The sequence below is a fragment of the Serratia microhaemolytica genome (genome assembly GCF_004011885.1).
Classification (GTDB): Bacteria; Pseudomonadota; Gammaproteobacteria; order Enterobacterales; family Enterobacteriaceae; genus Serratia_G; species Serratia_G microhaemolytica.
Genome location: NZ_SBEF01000049.1, coordinates 1 through 16,093, shown reverse-complemented (window position 1 = coordinate 16,093; position 16,093 = coordinate 1). Strand labels below are relative to the sequence as shown.

Here is a 16,093-nt window from a genome sequence, read left to right as displayed (position 1 = left end):
TTTTTGAGGAGAGTTTTTAGCTACAGAAATTCATTGTGCCAAATTACCGTTATAACGGGCTAGGTTGTTATGACGGTAATTTGGGAAAAAAAGCCTTAATCGTTCGGTGAGAGTGTGGGAAATAACAATTCGGTGCTGACACGCTTGCCTGACTGGCCAGAAGAACGTCTGCACGAACTACTTCCCTTCCCAGAAAACACCTTCACTGACTAACCGATCCTGCGTGATGCAGGATCAGCCATCCACGTCAATGTGAGTTCGCCATGCTATTACGATTTAACGATGGTTACATGAGGGTTGCCTTTATTAAACTTATTAAAAAAAATGACTACGCTAAGGGAAACGCGAGTCAACGGCTTCCGCCAGCATAGCTAGCAACGGCACGCTGTCCCTCCAACTGAGACAAGGATCGGTAATTGACTGCCCATAGTTCAGGGCCTGCCCCGCAATGACTGGCTGCGAGCCTTCTATCAGAAAACTTTCCGCCATGATGCCTGCTACAGCCCTCGACCCCGCGCGAATTTGCCGGCAAACCTCCGTGGCAACCGTCAGTTGGTTGCGTGCTATTTTCTGGCAGTTGCCGTGGCTGAAATCGATCATCAGATGCGCCGGCAGGTTGCATGCGTGTAACCTGCCGCACGCGGCGGCAATATTCGCCGCATGGTAATTCGGTTTTTTCCCCCCGCGCAAAATGATATGCCCATAAGCGTTGCCCCGAGTCTGATAAACCGTCATCCGCCCATGCTGATCTTGTGAGAAGAACGTATGACTGTTGCGGGCGGACTGAATGGCGTTAATAGCGATAGCGATATTGCCGTCGGTGCCATTTTTAAATCCTATTGGGCAAGACAGCGCTGAAGCCATTTCCCGGTGTACCTGGCTTTCTGTTGTTCGCGCACCTATCGCCCCCCAGCTGATCAAGTCGGCGATATAACGCCCCACCACCACATCCAAATATTCAGTGGCAGTAGGCAGTCCAAGCTGATTGATATCCAGCAGTAGCCGACGCGCCATTTCAAGGCCTCGACTCACCTGGCAACTGCCGTCCAACGCCGGATCGTAGATTAATCCCTTCCACCCCACTACTGTACGCGGTTTTTCGAAATAGGTGCGCATGACGATTTCCAGCCGATCCTGATAAAGCTCGCGCTGGCTCGCTAGCAGCCCGGCATAGTCCAGCGCTGCGCTCCGATCGTGGATCGAACAGGGGCCAATCACGACCAGCAGCCTTTTATCTTCCCCGTAAAGAATGCGTTTGATACGTTTACGTGCCGCAATGACATTATCGATAATGTCGGCGGAAGCCGGTAATTGCCTCACTAATTTATCGGGAGTCACTAAACTGCCGATACGTAATTCATCTATTGTGTACATAATATTCCCTAGTGCACTGGTGTACATGTTTATACGATGAAATCTTTAATGAACTTGTAAGAAAGACTTTTATGAAGAGCGCATTTTTTGGCGGTAATGAATAGCAGCTCGGACAGGCAGTCTTTTAACGCTTCACCGCGCGTTTTAACCCCCATAATATCTTTGGTTACTTTGAATTGAATATACGCCAGCAAATCATGCTTATAAGGATAAGGTGCCCCCAGCCGATCGGCGATCACCATGCCTGACACCACTGCCCCTTCATGCCCCCCCAGACTGGTGTCGACGCCGCAAAACCACATGTTTGCGCCGCCCTGTATTTCCCTCAGACGCGTCTTATGCAAAAAATCGCCAGGCTGCTGTTGAGCCACGCGCCAGCGGCAGGTTGCTACCCGCTTTTTCGGCTCAATGGGTGCTTTGGGATCGAGAGTTACAAACAGTGGCGTGGTGAGATGTCGATACGGTGATAGCGCGTTAATCACGCGGGTGACGCTACCGGCCGGCGTTCCCGCAGGTGAGTCGGTGAATTGGCGGAAATTGAAGTAGTGCGGCACCGCCTCCTCCCCCAGATAACGCGTATCATGGTGAGCCACGCTTTCTATATTGTGATAGGTGAAATAGGACAAGATCTCCCGTTGCTGCACCGTCGCTTCGGCCAACAGAGACAGAGTCACCTCTGCAGAAGTAGCGAAAATCGCTGCATCGAACATCTCCTCTTTTCCCGCATGGCACAACACAACACCTTTGCCACGCGGTTTTACCCACTGTACCGGTGTATTCAGCCGTAAACGCTCCCCTAACGTGTCTGCCAGGCGTTGCAGGTAGCGATTCATGCCGCCGTCTACCTTACGCCAATAGCCGGGGGCAAAGAACGACACCAAATTGGCGTTGAACGACAGCGCGAAAAACATTAGCGGATAACTGTGCAAATCAGCATTGCAGCCGGTAGAAATACTGATCATGGGATAGAGCGCCTGATATATAAAACAGGACGAATAGCCGTTTTCCACCAGATAATCCGCGATCGACATCGCTTTATAGCGCGCGTCGCCGGAACTCATCACCTCCGACATGCCCAGTTGAAAGCGGCTAAACTCATCTTGCATGGACTGACGCATGGGGCCATCGTAGTGAACATTGCTCCAGTATTGCGCTTCTCCGGGAAAACGGGCGTGGAACGACGAGGGCGCCACATAATTTTCGATGCCTAAATAACGCAGCAAATTAAATACATTCGGTGCAACACGTTCGTTAAAATATTCCACCCCCATATCCACGGGAATGTGCCCTTTTTCAGCGGCGTCAACCGAGCATGTGTAAACGTGCCCGCCGATATACTGGTTTGCTTCAAACACAGTCACATGATGCTGGTCGCGCAACAGCCAAGCCGCTACGGTGCCCGCCGCGCCGCCACCGATAATCGCGATATGTTTTTTCTTCATTGTGGTAATGCCTCCCGCTTCGGTGCCCGCAACCAATGCAGACACCGTTTCACGCCCATGCGTCTTTGTGTAAATTTTATTTCCATCAATTGCAGATGCCATATTTTCAAAGCCATAACACGGCTGATTGGATAACGTTCACAATAGAAATTTCGCGCCTGTGCCTCACGTTCCTCAGATAACGGGGTGATGTGAGCCTGATATTGCATCCCTTTCATCGACATCATTGATTGAGCCGATGAAATAATGGTGCCGGAAACAGTTGGCGCCTTGAGCATTAACTGCGAATGGCGTGAATTGATATCACTCATCAAATACAACACCATCTGATCTTTTTGGAATTGATAAAAACAACTTGCTGACCACACCGTCCCTCCCGCAGCGACACTGAGCGTTAATACGCGTTCCTGATTAATAAATTGGCAGATTTCACATAATTGCTGTTCGTCATTCATGTCCTCTCCTTAGCATGATCCGCGAATGATGCTCTGGATACGTTAATCATATTCACTGCAACCCGCCGCTCAGGTGTGTTGCAATATTTGCTCCGCAATGGCATTGGGATTTTCACCACTGAAGAGCAGTGCTACCGGAATTTTGCGCTGCAACTTCGCACTGATGATACCTGCCGAAATCACAGCCAGCGCCGAATTGCCGCCGCGGTCGAAAAAGCTTGATGTGGCGTCAAACGCTTTGTGACCCAGTGTGGTGGCAAAAACCTGACAGACCGTTTCCGCGATTGCTCGCTGTTGGACACTCTTCTGCGCGGGCGACGCGCTGTCGGCACAGTGGTGCAACGTGTTGTTCCAGGAGGGATCGGGCAGGGATTTTCTGTCGAATTTGCCGTTCGGCTGGAGAGGAAACTCGGGCAGCACCACGAACAGATCCGGTACCATATAAGTGGGTAGCTTATTCGCTAAACTGGCTTCCAGCGACGCTTTGCTCAATGACGCCCGGCTGACGATATAAGCGGTGAGCATATCGTCGCCCTGTCCTTCAAACGGTCTGGCAGCGACTACCGCGCCCACGATGCTGGGGATATTTTCCAGCTCTTGCTCGATCTCACTCACGCCGATGCGATTGCCGCGGATCTTAATTTCTCCTTCCCCACGCCCCAGCCATTCGATTTTTCCCGGCTCGCGCAGGTGAACGCGATCTCCCGAACGATAAAGCTTCATGCCGGTTTGAGGGTGAGTGATAAACACTTTTTCCGTGCCTTCGCGGTTGCCATAATAGCCTTGTGCCAGGCCGTGTCCGGAAATATAGAGCTCTCCCTGCTCGCATGGCTCAAGCGCTTCGTTCAGCACGTGCAGTTGAGTATTCGCCAGCGGTTTACCGATGGAAATATAATCCGCGTTCCACTCAACACATTCACACGATGTCCAGATTGTTGCTTCCGTAGGGCCATACAGATTCCATAATTTGCCGCAGGCCTTGCTCATTTTTTTCGCCAACACCAACGGCAGTGCCTCCCCACCGGCCAACAGCGTCACGGAGGCATCGGGACGCCAGCCGGTTGCCCACAATATTTTCCATAGGCTCGGAGTCGCCTGAACGAAATGGCTTTGCTCAATCAGCGGGAGAATTCCTTCGATGGCGCTCACTTCATCATTGTTCGCCAGCAGAACCGTCCCGCCAACGCTCAGTGGCAGGAGCAGTTCAAGAATGGAAATATCGAACGCCACCGTGGTATGTGCCAAAAAAACATGGGATGAGCGCACTTCCAACCGCTCGGCAATGGCGATTAAGAAGTTGCGCAGCGCCTGGTGGCCGATGCTAACGCCCTTGGGTTGACCGGTTGAACCGCTGGTAAACAGGATGTAAGCAATGTCATCGTACCGCCTTGCCACGCAAACTACCTTCCCCGTCGCGCCAAGTTCGGGATAGGCCACATTCTGGTGCAACCGCCGTGCCAGAACATTCTCGTCCGGATGGGCGAGCAGCACTTTCGGTTTGGCAACGTCCACATAACGTTCCAACCTAGACAACGGATAGCCGCGATCTAACGGGACAAAGGCAGCCCCGAGAGCCAATGTGGCGACCATCGCCGGGATTAGCCACTGATCGCGATGCAACAGTAACCCGACGACGTCATTCGACCCAACACCGGCCTCCATTAGTTGTCGCTGCACGGAAACCACGCGTCGCTCGAATTCGGTGTAATCCATGTGGCTTTCACCGTTGATTAGTGCGGTTTTCTCTGGATGCTGCACGATTGACCGTAGTATCAACTCGGCAGCGTTGCCGGTTTCGCTAATATTCACACTGCAGTTTCCTGTCATCATGTCCGTCATGAGGATCTCCTGTTGGCAAATCATTGAGAAACGTGTTGGCGCCGCTATTCAAGCACCGAGAGAGGCGACGAGATATCGTCGACCCATTGTTCGTCGCGAAATGAGGCCGATACGCCGCCGAAATCCATATTGAGGCTGCGTAAAAACGGTCCGATGCAGATGACGTCCGCGACACCGAAGCTTTGCATCTGCCGGATCATCGCCGGCACCGACAGCGTTTCCGTTTCGCCGCGCACGCACATCTGTCTGATTCCCTGAGGATCGTTAACCACTCCGATTTCCGGCAAACAGGTCACTACCGGATAACGCGGCACAGGCAGCGCGCACCCTTGCAAATACGCGTCTACCTGATCGGCGATCCGCCGACGATAAGGGGTATGATACGCCGAGTTGCACAGCGTCGGTGGCAGCACCTCCAGTACACCGGAACCTTCCTGTCCACGCCCCTCCAGCGCCCGGCGTAATCCAGCAACCATCAACAGCGAGCCAACACCTTGATGAATCGGGCCATAATCGACAGCGATGCGCATTTCCGGCGGTTGGTGGAAGAAAGTACGACCGCTTTCTTCCATCACCATAACAAATCCCACCGTTTCGTCCTCGGCCTCAGGCATGTCGACCCGCAGGCCGATCAGCGCCGTTGCATCATCCAGAGTCAACCCACCCGCTACGCAGAGTGCGGCCACCTCTCCAAGACTGATGCCGCCTACGCAGCTCGGCGCACCGCATTGTTCAATGATGTCGTCAGCGATGCCCAGCATTCCGGCGAGCAATCCCAGCGAAACCACCTGCATGCATGAAACATCATCCAGCAGCGGCGTCTTACGCAAGATCGTGGCGACGTCCATACCGGCAGAGCGCGCAACCTGCCCGAATCGAGCACGAACCTGAGGGTGGATATCGTAAAGACGCTGCATGTCTTTCATCATATGGGAAACATCTGCAGGTCCAAAAATCAGTGCATACGGAGCGGTCACCATGTTTCTCCTTTAGTTTTACTTTCTGCCCAGGATGGCGCGACGCGAAATCCCCGATTGCACATCAGAAAATCACTCAGATAGGCATCGTGGGGCACAGAGTGAGCCATCCAGGTAGTAGGAATATCACCGACATAAATATTGCTGATGCTGGCGTCAGCCAAAATCGGCACCAGCAGCTGGGCCTGTCGGGAAAACACCGTTACGGCCAGGGAGCCCGATAGCATTGGTGCGCTGCGCATCGCCTGATATGGCGCGACCGTCACGCAGGGGAAAGGCAACTCGCGTTGCACCTGCGGATCGTCAGGTTCAGTGACTTCGGTCACCAGCGGATGCAGCACGTAGCCTTCCGGCGTCGCGTTAGCCGCAACGGGTGAGCCGAGCACGCTGCTCAGCCAATCCACCGTGTGCCGCGATGCGCGCGGCAACGTCTCCGGCGGCAGCTGTTGCAACGCCAGCCTTAAACGCCGACAAAAGTCATGCGTATCTCCCTCCACCAACACCGCACTAGCCGACACGCAGGCGGCGCCGCCAAGATCGGTCATTGACCTCGCCACCAACGCGGCCGCTTCATCTAGGCATGCGTCGGCGCCGACGACAATCTTGGCGCGCCCCGGCCCCTGCACGCGAACCCGGGGATGGAGACGGTATTTATCCACAATATCCTGACCGCCGTACGCCAACGTCAGGTCGGCCAACTCCACCAGTTCGTCCACCCCGTGATAGTCTGTGGGGATCAGCGCCACATAATGCGCCAGACCAGCTTGCACCATCGCGCAGACTACGCGTTGCGCCGTGAAGGGTTCGCGCGTAGAAGGCCTGACGAGCGCACGGTAACCCAGCGCCACCGCTTGCGGCCACAGCGCATGAATGCCCGGCCCATTGCCAGCGGCCAGCACGGCGAAAATATCGCCTTTGCGACTGAATAAGCTGCACCCGGCCTGCGCCTGCGCATCGTACCGCGACCAGCAGGCGCCTTGCGGTCTGCCCGCCTCAATAATCTGCGGCATCTCGCGCAACGCCTCCGCGATCACGGCCAATGCATTTTGCGTCACCGCAGCTGGTAAGCCGGTGGTACGGCGCACCCGTTGACAATACGCCTCGGGCGACAGCCCCGCGACCGCCTCATATTGGAAGCTATCTGCCGCGCGCGCCATCGCGGCATGAATTTCCGTCAAGGAAAGCACGGGGGCAGCTCTCATCATGCCGATGGTGCTATGGATGTAAACCGGTGGAGCGACCGCCATTTCCGCTACCGGAGCGCCGAGCAAATCGTGGATCGCGATACACCGTCGAGTCACATACTCACGCCCCAGCGCTACGGCCTCAATCCGCCCCACAGCTGCAGAATCAAGAGGAGAGTTCATGATTAATAAACCCCCTCGATGACCGTGCGCCCGTCAATAGCCGCCAACGGGCCGACATCACTGACTGATGCGCCAGGGAAATCGTCGTTGCGCGGTCGGCGCACCGCAGTGTCACGCTCCAGGATATTGGGGAAGAAAGCGTAACGACTGAGATGATGCATGATCACTTGCCCGCACTCACCAAACTGCACGGGTTGCAGAGTTTGCAGATCGACCACCTCCAGCAGGATATAGGGGGCAAAACTGTCGAAAATCACCGAGTCGCTGGTACCCGCCGGGCAACGCGCCTTGGCTTCCCCCAGGATCATCGTGCTGCCATAGCTGGCGTTGATCGGCACCGCCGGAAATACCTCTGTTTGCAGGAACGCTTGGGTATCGGGATCCATTTGGGTACCGCCCCAGGTGATTTCCTTCAGCGTCCGGTTCATATGCGCCACCAGCGCCGGACGCCGCGCCATTCGCTCCAGAATCGGCGGTGTGGCGATCAGGTACTGGATAGACTGTGTGTACAGAATATCCTCTGCCTGTTCGACGATATGCGCGGCATAGGCTTGCATTCCAGCCATATCATTGTGCTGAATACACTTTTTGACCCAACGCGGATCCAGATCGACGGTAAAGCACAACCCGCCTTTAGCCCTCGCGCGACGAGCGTTTATCGCGCCGACGATATGCGGACCGGTCGGAACCAGCGCCAGCGTATTGCCAGGTTGTTCATCGGCGCCGAGCCGTTGACCGGATAAACGCCAGCTCACCAACTCATCCAGCCACTGTTCAAACACCACGATGCGTTTCGGCTTACCGGTAGTACCGCCGCTTTCAAATACGCCCGCCAGCGCCGAGTCATGCAAGCCACGCGGGATCAGCGCTTCTATCGGAACGTCGCGCAGACGATCGGAGACATCGGGGAAACGTGCCAAGTCAGCAAAGGTGTTAACCTCGTGCAGCGGATCAAAATCGAGCGATTGGCGCATATCCAACCAGAACGGCGTGCCGGTTTGCGGTGAAAAATGCCATTTCATCATTCCCGTTAGGTGGGAAGTAAAGTCAGGTAAATTCATCATATTTTCCCATGGTTACGGCTGTAGCCAGGCGCTCCGCCATTCGTTCCGGTGATACTCGGCTCTCAGGCGCCGGTGTAGGCGATCCGAACTGGCGGCCCAAAACTCCACTGTTTGCGGTACCAGTTGGTAGACGGCGAAACGGTCGGGACAAGGCAATGACCCCGCGCCCTCAAGGGCCTCGGCCGCCCGGCGCAGTGCCTCGCTGTCTAACAGTGGTTCACTTTGGTGAGAGACTGTCGACATTGCATGCAACGGAACCGGTCGTTTTTCCCAAACAGCCTTGGCCGTGGCCTGCGGCAGCTTGACCACACTGCCGCTGACTGAAAGCTGTCGCCCCAATTCTTTCCAGTAGAAATGAGCGCAAGCGTGGGGATGGCTATCGATATCCTGAATCTTGCGGCTACAACTGTGGGTGGCAAACAAAATGCCGATCTCGGTGAAATCGAGGATCGCCATAACGCGGGAACTCATTTCTCCCTGCGCATTGGCGGTCGTCAGTACCATTGCACGCGGTTCTCTGACCTGTTCACGTATCGCTTCCCGCACCCAAGCGCAGGCGAGCTCAATCGGTTGGTTAAGTCGCGCATGGAAAGGCAAAAAGTCCGTATCCACCTTGCCGCTAACACTTTCAAACGCACTGCTTCCCATTTTCCCTTCTCCTTCAAATCGCGTAGATGCCCTGCGCTACTTGGATGGCGTGCCCCCCGGCATACAACCGGTACGCCCCTTCATCCCTTTGCGCCATGCCGTACATTTTTGACGGGTGCCCTATTTCCACCCCCTGCCAGATTTCCAACGACTGGCCATAGTCGCTCCACCCATGCCGCGCCAGATGCAGCGCCAAAGGACCGGCGGCCGAGCCAGTCGCCGCATCTTCTACTACGCCGTAGGCCGGTGAGAACATGCGCAGGCGCCAGTGATCGCCGTCATGGCAGAAACAGAGCGCGGCCATGTTTTCATGCTGCGCCAACGCGCGCTGATCGGGATTGAGCGAAGCTAGCGTCGGCATGTCAGCGACGCCGACAAAGACGTGACGCGGCCCGACGTCGTACTGTTCAATCGGCAAAGTGCTGTGCGTCACCCCCAGTGCGAGCAGCAACGTTTCAGCTTGCACATAAGGTTGGATTATCGGGGATGGCTGGAGCATATCGACATGGGCAACCGGGCAATCGCTGCGCAATTTGGCATCTTCCAGCGTGAAAGGGAAAACACCCTTCGCAGTTTCGATATTTAGAGTGGTTTTTTGTAACCGAAGAGACAGTGCCAGCGCCGTGCCCAGCAGTGGGTGGCCGGCGAACCCCAGTTCATTTACCGGTGTAAAAATGCGGACATACGCATCTCCACCATGACGAGGGCGCGACACGAACGTGGACTCCGAGAGCCGCATTTCCGCCGCTATACGCTGCATGGTTTCCGGCTCAAGATCGTCACAGTCAAAAAATACGGCGACTGGGTTGCCGGCCAGCACGCGATCGCTGAACGCGTTTACGATGACATAGTGGTGCATGTTTCCTCCTGATTAAACAAAGACGCCAAGGGAGTGATAATTGACTCATTCAGGCAAGATGCGGCAACGGTGAACCGCAGCCGAACATCCGGCAGCCGGCCGATCGCCTCAGCGGCCGCATTCAGCGGCAATGTCATGAGATCAGGTTTCTCATCACGCCACACCATCGCGGCCCCCCAGCGCGGCGGCGCCTCACTCATAATCCAGTATTTGGCCAGCAGCGCGTCTATTCGCTGCCAGGCAGCCAGATCGACCTGCTCAAGTTGCGCCTGCAGTTGCCCGATATCCGGCTCACCTGGTGCTAGCTCCCACCACACATATTCCATGATCATGAAGTCACCATCTGTTGAATTGATTCATAAAGGATTCGCGGCCCATCGATGGTCAGCACCGACTCGGGATGAAACTGCATGGACGAGAAGTGTGGTCCGCGCAGACCATAAATTTGGCCGGTCGCTTCATCCCGTGCAACGCGAATCTCGCCATACTCGCTGACCAACGCGTTGCTGTCCGCCAGCCCGATGAACGTGTTGTAAAAACCCACGCGTTCGACTTTGTCAAAGAAGGCGATCTCTTTTTGTATCCCCTGATTGGGCGACGCCAGCGCGACTATCGGATATCCCAGGGCGGCACACAGGATCTGATGGCCGAAACAGATCGCGATAAAGGGTTGACCTTGTTGCATGGCTGTCTGAATCAGCTTGCGGCTGCGGATCACTCGCTTGTCATTCAAATCGCGCGGATCGCCCGGCCCAGGGCCGATGACTATCAGCTCATGCGGATTAGATTGAGGAGGGGAAGCGTAATGCGCGAGCCGGACGTTGAATCCCATCGCGCGTAGCTGGTACTCCATCATCGAGGTGAAGGCATCTTCGTTATCAATTAGCAACACCTCGCCCTGGCAGCGCCTCGCATTCGCACCGGCAGCATCACGCCAAAAGGCGGCCAGACGATGGTTGTGCTTTTGCAGCGCGATGGTGACCTGTTCATCCTGAAAAATGGATGTCGACTCGCCATTCAACCCCAGAGCGCACTGTAAGGCAGCGGCCTTCGCCCGCGTTTCCGCCGCCTCGGTAGCAGGATCCGAGGTTCGAACTAACGTCGCTCCCAATCCTATGGTCAGCGCGCCTGTCGAATCAATTTCACTCGTCCTGATCAGGATCACCGAATCAATCGTCGGCTCACCGCCCTCAGAGCCCAGCAAGGCGGCAAAACCACTGTAGTAGCCTCGCCCAGATGACTCATATTTGGCGATAACACGCGTCGCATTTTCCAACGGGCTGCCGGTGACTGTCGGTGCAAACATGGAAGATCGCAAAATCTCCGGCATCGGCAACGATGAATGCCCCTCGAGCCGATAGCCGGTATGCGCCAAGCGCGACATCGGTGTTAAGAAGGGACCAAACGTTTTGACATCGGTGTCGCAGATGCGGGTCATCATCTTCAGCTCTTCATCCAGCACCATCGATAGCTCATCCTTCTCCTTCTCATTGGATAAGAAGTCGATCAGCCCTTCACGGGTTGGCCCGGTGGCGGGATAGCGATAAGTACCGCTGATCGGCGTCATGGAGACCTTCTGTTGCTGCAGAGTGATATGCCGTTCCGGCGATGCGCCTATCAAGGTGACATCTCGGCACTGAATGAAAAAGGTCCAGTAAGCACCGCTTTCTTGCAGCAGCAGGTTTTTAAAGAGGGTTAATCCCGTTTCGCAACCATAATCTGCGAAGGCGGCGGTAAAGGAGCGGCGGATAACGAAATTAGCCCCTTGGCCGGTGCCTATCTCCCGTTGAATGACTTGAGCGACCGTATGTGTATACTCATCATCGGAAGGCTCGAACGCGGCGTTGTTCACCTTCAACGGCGAGTCGGGCAGCAGGGCCAGAGCCTCATGGAGCGGCACTTTATGGCTGCGCGCATTGACGAACGCAATGAGCGGTTTACCGTCGTCATTAACGGCATAGCCCCGTTCAGCAATCTGCCGATAAGGCGCGACCAACAGCGTTTGCCGTTCATCACCGCTGTCAGCATTCGTCGGTAAATCCGCCAACTCTTGCAAACTGGTCAGATGCCGTTCTTCCCCCGTGATCACTTCGATTTCGGGAACTGCGCCACGCCCGCATCTGAATAACAACGCAAACGATTCATGGTTGCTGCCATACCGCAGCAAAGAGGTAATTGCCGACTCTGTATTCATGCAATCACCTCGTCCACCGACAATATCGACGCACAACATGACGCGGCGTAAGTCAGCATGCGTTGGTGGGCTGCCAGTGAAAAATCAGCTATCGCGTCCCTAACCAAAAAGACCTCAATATCTCTGGAATAAGCATCTAGGGCTGTGGTTAAAATACCAATTTGCGCATAGACTCCACATATAATTATTTGATCTCGTTGCTGGTCAGAAAATATATTAGCGAGTTCAGAAGAGAAGAACGCGCTATATCGCCATTTTTTCAATACCTGCTCTCCCGGTTGAGGCGATAATAACGGTGTGATTGCCGTGTGCAACGGATTGGCATCCATTCCTGCCCCCCAAAAATCATAAAGCAATCCGCGTTCTTTGGCACTCATGCTGCCTTTCTGTCCAGTGTAAACCACAGGGACGGCATGTTTCCTCGCCCAAGCTAACAATTGCGAGCAATTCGCCAACAGGGTCTTGCGTAATGACTCAGGAAACGGGTTAAGGAAGAAATTTTGCATGTCATGAACTAAAAGCAAACTCCTAGCAGGAGTCAAACGCCAGTCCACTTTATTTGGTATTGACGATGCCAGCGAGCTGAGATCATAGTCTCCAATATCAGGTATAGCCATATCATATCCCCAGTTTTATCAGGACATAAAAAGGAATCATATAAAAACGAGATAAAGATGAATCAATGAAAAAGGATATTAGGTCGGAATCCCTTCTCTGATTATTTCCGGCACATCGATACCTAGTGCGCGGAATTGCTGACAAGGATTCATAAATTCACGTTGAAGGATTATTTTCCCATTTTTAAACTGAAAGTAATGAATAAAGTGATTCTGATAAAACCCTTTGGGGTAGCCCTTAAAATTAATTTCTCCTTTACCATCACATTCAACCCAAAAAATATCCGGATCCTGCGTATCGAAAATCTGTACGTTGTACCAGCGCCAATCGGGGAAGCAGGCTAACGACCATACCGCATGTTTAGCCAACTGCTTTTTGCTTTTAATAACGACCGGTTCGCCGTTATCCGTAGTCCAAAGTCCTCCGCACCCCTCCTCGTCAAACAGTTCGTGCCTAGATAAACGGGCTTGCCCGTAAGTATTCATATACTGTTCGACAATATTGCGATTGCTCGAGCGAACATTACTTTCCATCATTACTGCTCCTTAAATTCCATATAAAATGAGATAGCATGCATATTTGATTATGCGATGCCAGCTAGGCGTTGTTGCCCATCCTGAATGACCAAGGCATTTAACGACTCCCCCAATAGCAGCCGCAACGGTGGTGTATCCGAATCCACCAACGTCATCATCGGCGCTACAGCGGCATCAGGAGCTGCCAATGGCAAACGCGGCCAACTCTGCTGCATCATCTGCTCATGAGAGGGATAGGCCTTCCCGCGTTCAGGGCGCACAGCCGAGCTGCCAATCCAATCGGTAAGGTGGGGGCCAGGTTCCACCAGCGTAACATTGATTCCAAACGCCTTGACCTCCTGAGCCAACGTTTCGACCATGCCTTCCACTGCCCATTTTGTGGCGTTGTACATCGCCATGCCGGGCAATGCCAGCAAACCGGCAATGCTGGAGATCTGAATCATGTGCCCATACCCTTGCCGCCTTAAATACGGCAACACCGCCTGAATAACCCACAGAGACCCTAACAGATTGGTTTCGACAATCTGCCTGGCTTCCTTTTCCGGCACGTCTTCCAACGGGCAAAATAGACCGTAACCGGCATTATTCACCACAACGTCGATGCGTCCGAAGGCGTGAAAACCGGTTTCCACCGCAGCGACCACGGCGGCGCGATCGCATACATCCATCTTCACAGGCAAGAGGCTCTCGCCATACTCAGCGACCAGATCGGTCAATTTCTCCGGCTCACGCACCGTAGCGATAATGCCATCTCCCCTTTTTAGCGCTGCCTCCATCCAGACGCGGCCAAAGCCGCGAGCCGCACCGGTAATCAACCATATTTTTTTCACGTGCCTCTCCTTACGCGCTATGACAAACTCAAGGCCGATGTGCATCTCTCCCTAAAGCAAAGCGGTGTATTGCTAATGCCTCCTGTCGGTAAAGACAACATCGACCAAGCCGATTACAGCTTCTCGATTCCGCTGGTGTCCGTCGCGCACAGGCGGATGCGGTGCCCGTCCGGATCTAGCGCCACAAAGGTGTAGCCAAACTCCAGCCTGCTCGGCAACAGTGCCATTGGAACATTGCGCGCCTCAAAGTCGCGGTAAATGGCGTCGACTTCTTCGATCGAGATATCGCTCAAGCACAGCTCAAATCCACCGAATGCCGGTTGAGGTTTCGGCTCGATATCATGCTTGGTTTGCAGCCCTAAAATAAAACCATCTTTTAACGAGAATACGGAAAAACCGGGAAAGGCCTCGATCGGACCCTCTCCAAAAATAGCTTTGTAAAACGCGGTGCTGACTTCTACGTCGTCAACGTACAAAATCACACTATTAGGCTTGAACATATTATTTCTCCTATAAAAGGCTTAAAATCAGATTGATTCAATAGTGCTCGATGCATTTCGAATGGAAATGATTAAATATGACATTAATCGCCACAAGAAAAGAATAGGAATGAGAAAAAAGCAGAGGTAGATGAGATAAACCCTGAAAAACCGCAGAGAACAAAGAGAAGTTTCTCTATTCCCACCAGTAAGGCATTCCCCGTAAGAAAAATAATAGACAGCGCTAGTGAGAACGTCAAGTATGAATATATTTCCATGGTGATTAATAAGATGTCCACTCATCGTAACTCCTTCCCTATGGATAGTACTTTATAATAACCAGCAAAAACCAATTACAAACAGAATGCTTTATGTATTAATAAATGTATATATACTACATAAAGATCGCCTGTTACTGACATAGATCAATAAACCGCCTAATGGCAATTTTTTTATTGACATAAATCAACAATGATAATGTAATTAGATATACTTTACAGTAAACGGTAAAAAAGGAGGCAATAATGGACGGTATAGCAGCGCCACACGGTCAGTTCAGCAGAGAAAGCATCGCCTTTTTAAGCGAAGTTAAACGGCAAAACAATAAAGAGTGGTATGATAGCAACAAGCCTGCATATAAAACGTATTTGCTGGAGCCTTTTCAACATCTTGTTGAATCACTCACACCGACAATGCAAAGCATCGATCCTCACATTGAAGTCAGTCCCACAATAGGTAAGACCCTATCCCGCATTTATCGGGATACGCGCTTTTCCAAAGATAAGTCCCTCTTTCGCGACCGAATGTGGCTGACGTTTAAACGCGATAAAAAGCATTGGATTGATTCTCCGGTTTATTTCTTTGAAATCAGGCCTGATGCTTTTTATTACGGTTTGGGCTATTACGCTGCGACACGGGCTACAATGGACCGCGTTCGAGAAAATATCCTCCGCCGCGAAAATGAATTCATGAACGCCACGGAGCATCTTTTACCGATGTTTGAATTGGCAGGCGAAACGTACAAGAACCCCTTGCAGCCCGATCAACCCGAAGAGATCGCTACCTGGTATAACCGAAAATCTTTCTCGGTAATGAAAGAAAACCATAACATTGGAGAGCTCTTCAAGCCACAGTTAGTGAATACGCTTGCAGACGCTTTTACCCAGTTAGCGCCACTTTATATCTTCCTGATTCGTGTTGAAGATGAAAAGTCTCGAAGTGGAAATACACTAACATAATGCAGTTTCTGTGTCTTAAAATAAGCGCTTCAGGCAGGGCTAACGCCAGGGCAAGATCACGAATGTTTTTTAACCAACGCAATGGCAGTATTGACGTAAATTGTAGAGCATGATCTTATACTCTCTTTGGGGAGACAATCATGTACCTTGATGCATTTATTCAACATTTTTCA

16 protein-coding genes are annotated in these 16,093 nt (G+C 52.9%); 1 reads left to right on the top strand and 15 read right to left on the bottom strand.

The features are described from left to right. Window positions 1-333: 333 nt before the first annotated feature. The 15 genes from EOJ37_RS12870 to EOJ37_RS12800 all read right to left on the bottom strand — a co-directional run bounded on the left by EOJ37_RS12870 (window position 334) and on the right by EOJ37_RS12800 (window position 14,703). Entirely contained in the window at window positions 334-1,374 is a 1,041-nt protein-coding gene (locus tag EOJ37_RS12870) for a 3-deoxy-7-phosphoheptulonate synthase (RefSeq protein ID WP_127960309.1), read from the bottom strand. Between the two features lie 29 nt (window positions 1,375-1,403). Then, complete coding sequence (locus EOJ37_RS12865; RefSeq protein WP_127960308.1) at window positions 1,404-2,816, bottom strand: FAD-dependent oxidoreductase; 1,413 nt, start codon at window positions 2,814-2,816, stop codon at window positions 1,404-1,406. Beyond that, the gene (locus EOJ37_RS12860; RefSeq protein ID WP_127960307.1) at window positions 2,813-3,271 is read right to left on the bottom strand and encodes a PNPOx family protein; all 459 of its coding nucleotides are present in this window, start codon (window positions 3,269-3,271) and stop codon (window positions 2,813-2,815) included. The genes EOJ37_RS12865 and EOJ37_RS12860 overlap by 4 nt, the downstream gene beginning before the upstream one ends. 69 nt (window positions 3,272-3,340) lie before the next feature. Continuing rightward, window positions 3,341-5,110 carry a non-ribosomal peptide synthetase gene (locus EOJ37_RS12855; protein ID WP_162473703.1) on the bottom strand — a complete coding sequence of 590 codons (1,770 nt, stop codon included), beginning with the start codon at window positions 5,108-5,110 and terminating at the stop codon, window positions 3,341-3,343. A 44-nt stretch (window positions 5,111-5,154) separates the two neighbouring features. Further along, window positions 5,155-6,090, bottom strand: coding sequence for a hypothetical protein (locus EOJ37_RS12850; RefSeq protein ID WP_127960305.1), 936 nt, complete (start codon window positions 6,088-6,090; stop codon window positions 5,155-5,157). Further along, on the bottom strand, window positions 6,084-7,454 hold the full coding sequence (locus EOJ37_RS12845; RefSeq protein WP_240651718.1) for an aldehyde dehydrogenase family protein: 1,371 nt from the start codon (window positions 7,452-7,454) through the stop codon (window positions 6,084-6,086). The genes EOJ37_RS12850 and EOJ37_RS12845 overlap by 7 nt, the downstream gene beginning before the upstream one ends. Before the next feature lie 2 nt (window positions 7,455-7,456). Continuing rightward, window positions 7,457-8,515: an acyl-CoA synthetase family protein gene (locus EOJ37_RS12840; RefSeq protein ID WP_240651717.1), complete on the bottom strand. Its 1,059-nt coding sequence runs from the start codon at window positions 8,513-8,515 to the stop codon at window positions 7,457-7,459. A 15-nt stretch (window positions 8,516-8,530) separates the two neighbouring features. After that, the gene (locus EOJ37_RS12835) at window positions 8,531-9,166 is read right to left on the bottom strand and encodes a pyridoxal 5'-phosphate synthase (protein ID WP_127960303.1); all 636 of its coding nucleotides are present in this window, start codon (window positions 9,164-9,166) and stop codon (window positions 8,531-8,533) included. A 13-nt stretch (window positions 9,167-9,179) separates the two neighbouring features. After that, window positions 9,180-10,025: a PhzF family phenazine biosynthesis protein gene (locus tag EOJ37_RS12830; protein ID WP_127960302.1), complete on the bottom strand. Its 846-nt coding sequence runs from the start codon at window positions 10,023-10,025 to the stop codon at window positions 9,180-9,182. After that, complete coding sequence (locus tag EOJ37_RS12825; protein ID WP_127960301.1) at window positions 10,004-10,357, bottom strand: hypothetical protein; 354 nt, start codon at window positions 10,355-10,357, stop codon at window positions 10,004-10,006. The genes EOJ37_RS12830 and EOJ37_RS12825 overlap by 22 nt, the downstream gene beginning before the upstream one ends. Further along, window positions 10,354-12,219: an anthranilate synthase family protein gene (locus EOJ37_RS12820; RefSeq protein WP_127960300.1), complete on the bottom strand. Its 1,866-nt coding sequence runs from the start codon at window positions 12,217-12,219 to the stop codon at window positions 10,354-10,356. Before EOJ37_RS12820 ends, EOJ37_RS12825 begins: the two co-directional genes overlap by 4 nt. Beyond that, window positions 12,216-12,836: an isochorismatase family protein gene (locus EOJ37_RS12815; RefSeq protein ID WP_127960299.1), complete on the bottom strand. Its 621-nt coding sequence runs from the start codon at window positions 12,834-12,836 to the stop codon at window positions 12,216-12,218. The genes EOJ37_RS12820 and EOJ37_RS12815 overlap by 4 nt, the downstream gene beginning before the upstream one ends. Window positions 12,837-12,914: 78 nt before the next feature. Then, a complete protein-coding gene (locus tag EOJ37_RS12810; RefSeq protein WP_127960298.1) occupies window positions 12,915-13,373 on the bottom strand; it encodes a PhzA/PhzB family protein in 459 nt (152 codons plus the stop codon). Between the two features lie 47 nt (window positions 13,374-13,420). Next, window positions 13,421-14,203, bottom strand: a complete 783-nt coding sequence (locus tag EOJ37_RS12805; RefSeq protein WP_127960297.1) for an SDR family NAD(P)-dependent oxidoreductase — start codon at window positions 14,201-14,203, stop codon at window positions 13,421-13,423. A 113-nt stretch (window positions 14,204-14,316) separates the two neighbouring features. Further along, complete coding sequence (locus EOJ37_RS12800) at window positions 14,317-14,703, bottom strand: VOC family protein (RefSeq protein ID WP_127960296.1); 387 nt, start codon at window positions 14,701-14,703, stop codon at window positions 14,317-14,319. 503 nt (window positions 14,704-15,206) lie between these two features. On the opposite strand from EOJ37_RS12800, the gene EOJ37_RS12795 reads away from it, so the two are divergent. Continuing rightward, window positions 15,207-15,920 (top strand): DUF2461 domain-containing protein, encoded by a 714-nt coding sequence (locus tag EOJ37_RS12795; protein WP_127960295.1) that lies wholly within the window; start codon window positions 15,207-15,209, stop codon window positions 15,918-15,920. Window positions 15,921-16,093: the final 173 nt, after the last annotated feature.